The organism is Bradyrhizobium sp. P5_C11_2 (assembly GCF_054049755.1).
The window spans coordinates 1-3,136 of record NZ_JBFULT010000721.1; the positions used below are offsets into that span (position 1 = coordinate 1).

The 3,136-nt window shown below is 66.6% G+C and carries 2 protein-coding genes and 1 pseudogene; 1 reads left to right on the plus strand and 2 read right to left on the minus strand.

All coding sequences use genetic code 11. The features are described 5' to 3' along the window. A pseudogene (locus tag ACXJL8_RS37515) lies at nt 1-632 on the minus strand (glutamate synthase subunit alpha); the annotation flags it as partial. A gap of 490 nt (nt 633-1,122) precedes the next feature. On the opposite strand from ACXJL8_RS37515, the gene ACXJL8_RS37520 reads away from it, so the two are divergent. Next, complete coding sequence (locus tag ACXJL8_RS37520; RefSeq protein ID WP_456617404.1) at nt 1,123-1,911, plus strand: hypothetical protein; 789 nt, start codon at nt 1,123-1,125, stop codon at nt 1,909-1,911. 252 nt (nt 1,912-2,163) lie between these two features. Here the strand turns inward: ACXJL8_RS37520 and ACXJL8_RS37525 are convergent, their stop codons facing one another. Beyond that, complete coding sequence (locus ACXJL8_RS37525; RefSeq protein WP_456617405.1) at nt 2,164-2,934, minus strand: alpha/beta fold hydrolase; 771 nt, start codon at nt 2,932-2,934, stop codon at nt 2,164-2,166. Nucleotides 2,935-3,136: the final 202 nt, after the last annotated feature.

Below are 3,136 nucleotides of genomic sequence, written 5' to 3' on the forward strand. Positions count from 1 at the left end.
AGGTAGATCGCCACCGAGAGCGACTTGCGCAGGATGTAGAGCCGTCGCTCGAAATCGTCCTCGGTCTTGGCGGTGCCGTTGCGGCCGATGAACACCTGCATGCAGGCGGGCTCGGTCGGCTTCACGGTGACGCCGAGCGAGGAATTGTCGGTCGGCACGTCGCGCCAGCCGAGCAGGGTGAGGCCTTCTTCCTTGATCTGGTCGGAGATGATGCTCTTGATGACGTTGCGCCAGGCGGTGTCGCGCGGCATGAACAGCGCGCCGATGGCGTATTCGCCGGGCTGCGGCAGCGCGAAGCCGTTCTCCTTGGCCTTGCGGGCGAAGAAGGCGTGCGGGATCTGCACCAGGATGCCGGCGCCGTCGCCGGCGCGTGGGTCGGCGCCGACGGCGCCGCGATGCTCGAGGTTGCAGAGGATGCTGAGCGCGTCCGAGACGATCTCGTGGGACTTCTTGCCCTTGATGTTGGCGATGAAGCCGACGCCGCAGGAATCCTTTTCCAGGCTCGGATCGTAGAGACCTTCGGCCGGCGGGCGCGAATTGTGTTCCTGGATCGGATCAGTCGTTTTCGAGGCGACCGTCGCCGACAGTTCTTCTGCCACGATGTTTGCGCGCTCGAATTGCGACCCGTTCATGTCCTCGTCCTCTCCATGCGGCAAGCTGCCTCACCGCCATCTTCGGCGCACCTTGGGCGTCCCGCGGCACCCGCTTCTGGGCCACCGCTCGTCCGCTGCGAGCCGCATTTTCTTAGATTCAGGCCAAGGCGTTCCTCGTCCCCGAGAACGGCTTTGCCTGGTACCTTCTTGGCGCTCGAGAGCACCGTACTTTCGTTGCAATCCCCATGCCGGGATCGCAGGCAAAATTGAGACAGTCTTCCTGTCCTAACCCGCACCTTGCCAAATTTTTGTCTACCACACAAGCACGCGAAAGTCCCGATTCCCAACGTGTCAATCAGCGCTTTCGGTTGGGCGCGCGCCCCGGATTTGAAGCAAACGCGCCGCGATCCGGCCCCGGGGACGCCGGAATCCGGAGGGAAGCTTCGGATCGGTCCTTCGAAAAGCGCGCCACGCTACAAGAAGCGAAAGAGCGCAAGCCGTCCCGGGGCCTGACAGGAGCGTTTCGACCATGAAGTTTTTCACAGGATGTGTGGCTGCCGCCGCGCTTGCGCTGGCTGCGACGGCTGCTGAGGCGCAAGTTCCGGCGAACGGTATTGCGGGAGGGGCCAGCATCGCCGTGTCGGATTTCGACGGGCCATACGCGCCGCCCGACGCCGGCCCGCCACCGCCGCCGCGCTACGGCTATGGCTATGGCGATGATCGCGGGCTCGCGCCGGCGCTGCTGCCGGCTACCGAGGTCTACGCGGTCTTGCGTGAGAACGGCTTCTTGCCGCTCGGCATCCCGCGCCTGCGCGGCGCCGTCTACACCATCGCGGTGATCGACCGCCGCGGCGACGACGGCCGGCTGGTGATCGACGCCCGCGACGGACGGATTTTGCGTTTCATGCCGGCCGCCGATGCCTACGGCATGGCTCCCGCCTATCAGGAGCGCGCGGTCGCGCCGTACGGGCCGCAAGGCGCGCTGCCGCCGCCGACCGCGATCCGCAGCGGCCCGCCGCGGCCGCCAGCCTCGATCCCGCATGTCGCAAGCCGCGCCGTGCCGCTGCCCAAGGCCGCGCCGCCGCGCGGCGAGACACCGGTAGCCGCCGCCAGGCCGACCTCGCCCGAGCCGGCGCCGCAGCAGGCTCAGGCCCCGCAGGCTCAGGCCCCGCAGGCTCAGCCCGCGCAGCAGACCGCCGCCGTGCAGCCCAAGCCCGCCGAGGCTGCGCAAGCTGCCGCGCCGACGGTTGGACTAGTGAAGCCCGCACCGACGATTTTGCCGACGCAGGACATGCCGGCAGCGCAGGGGCTGGATTAGCGCTCACGCGCGGTGTTCGTTTGATCGCACGCTGCACGCCGCACACACGGTGTCGTCCTGGCGAAGGCCAGGACCCATACCGCGAGGTCTATCGATCGTAGGAGATGCCAGTACCGGACGATGAGCCTTCGCCAAACTGCTCCCTCGGGTAATGGGTCCTGGCTTTCGCCAGGACGACGTTGGGGAGAAGGCCGAGCAAAACAAAAAGGCGCCCGAAAGGTCGGGCGCCTTTCGCGTTACGGCAACCGCCGCTCAACTCCGCCCATACCCCGCCGCTTCCAGAATCAAATTCGCCACCTCCCTGGGATGCGACACCAGCGAGAGGTGGCCGGCATCGAGCTCGATCGTGGTTGCGTTCATGCGCTTGGCGAGGAAGCGTTCGAGATCGGGATTGATGGTGTAGTCGCTCTTCGACACCGCGTACCAGCTCGGCCTGGTGTGCCAGGCGGCTTCGGTGGTGCGGCCGGCGAAGATCGAGGCCGCCGTCGGCCATTGCACGGCGTAGAGCTCCTTGGCCTGCTCCGGCTTCACGCCATTGGCGAAATACTTCAGGAACGCGTCTTCGGAGAGCTTGGTGTAGCCGTCGCGCTCGACGATGCCGGCGCGGACCGGACCGGTCGGGAATTGCTTCGACAGCGCGACGAAATCCTCGTTCGCATCGGGCGCGCGTGCGGCGACGTAGACGAGCCCGGTGACCTTCGGGTCGGTGCCGACCTGGCTGATCACGGTGCCGCCCCAGGAATGCGCGACCAGCACGGTCGGACCGTCCTGCTCGGCCAGCGCGCGCTTGGTCGCCTCGACGGAGTCCGCAAGCGACGACAGCGGATTTTGCACGGCGGTGACGTGCAATCCGGCCGCCTGAAGGATCGGGATCACCTCCGACCAGCTCGAACCGTCGGCCCAGGCGCCGTGCACCAGCACGACGTTCTTCGCCTTCACGGTCTGCGGGGTCTGCGCGTGAGCAAGGCTGATGGGGGCCGCCAGCAGGCTCGCGGCGACGAAAAGGCTGCGCCAAAGTGTCAAGATCGGTCTCCGTCTTTTTGGGTTCGATGTCCAAAGGACGGAGCGCAGGGCGGCGCCGTTACGCGTGTTCACCGCTCTGTGATGCGGCAATAGAGCAACCAAGCAAACGGTGTCGTCCYGGCGAARGCCRGGACCCATACCGCRWGRTCTRTCRATYGCGKGCGGTAGGAGTACCGAACGACGAGTCTTCGCCACACTCCTC

Coding starts and splice junctions, on each gene's coding strand:
- ACXJL8_RS37520 (WP_456617404.1), top strand. CDS start 1,123: ATGAAGTTTTTCACAGGATGTGTGGCTGCCGCCGCGCTTGCGCTGGCT.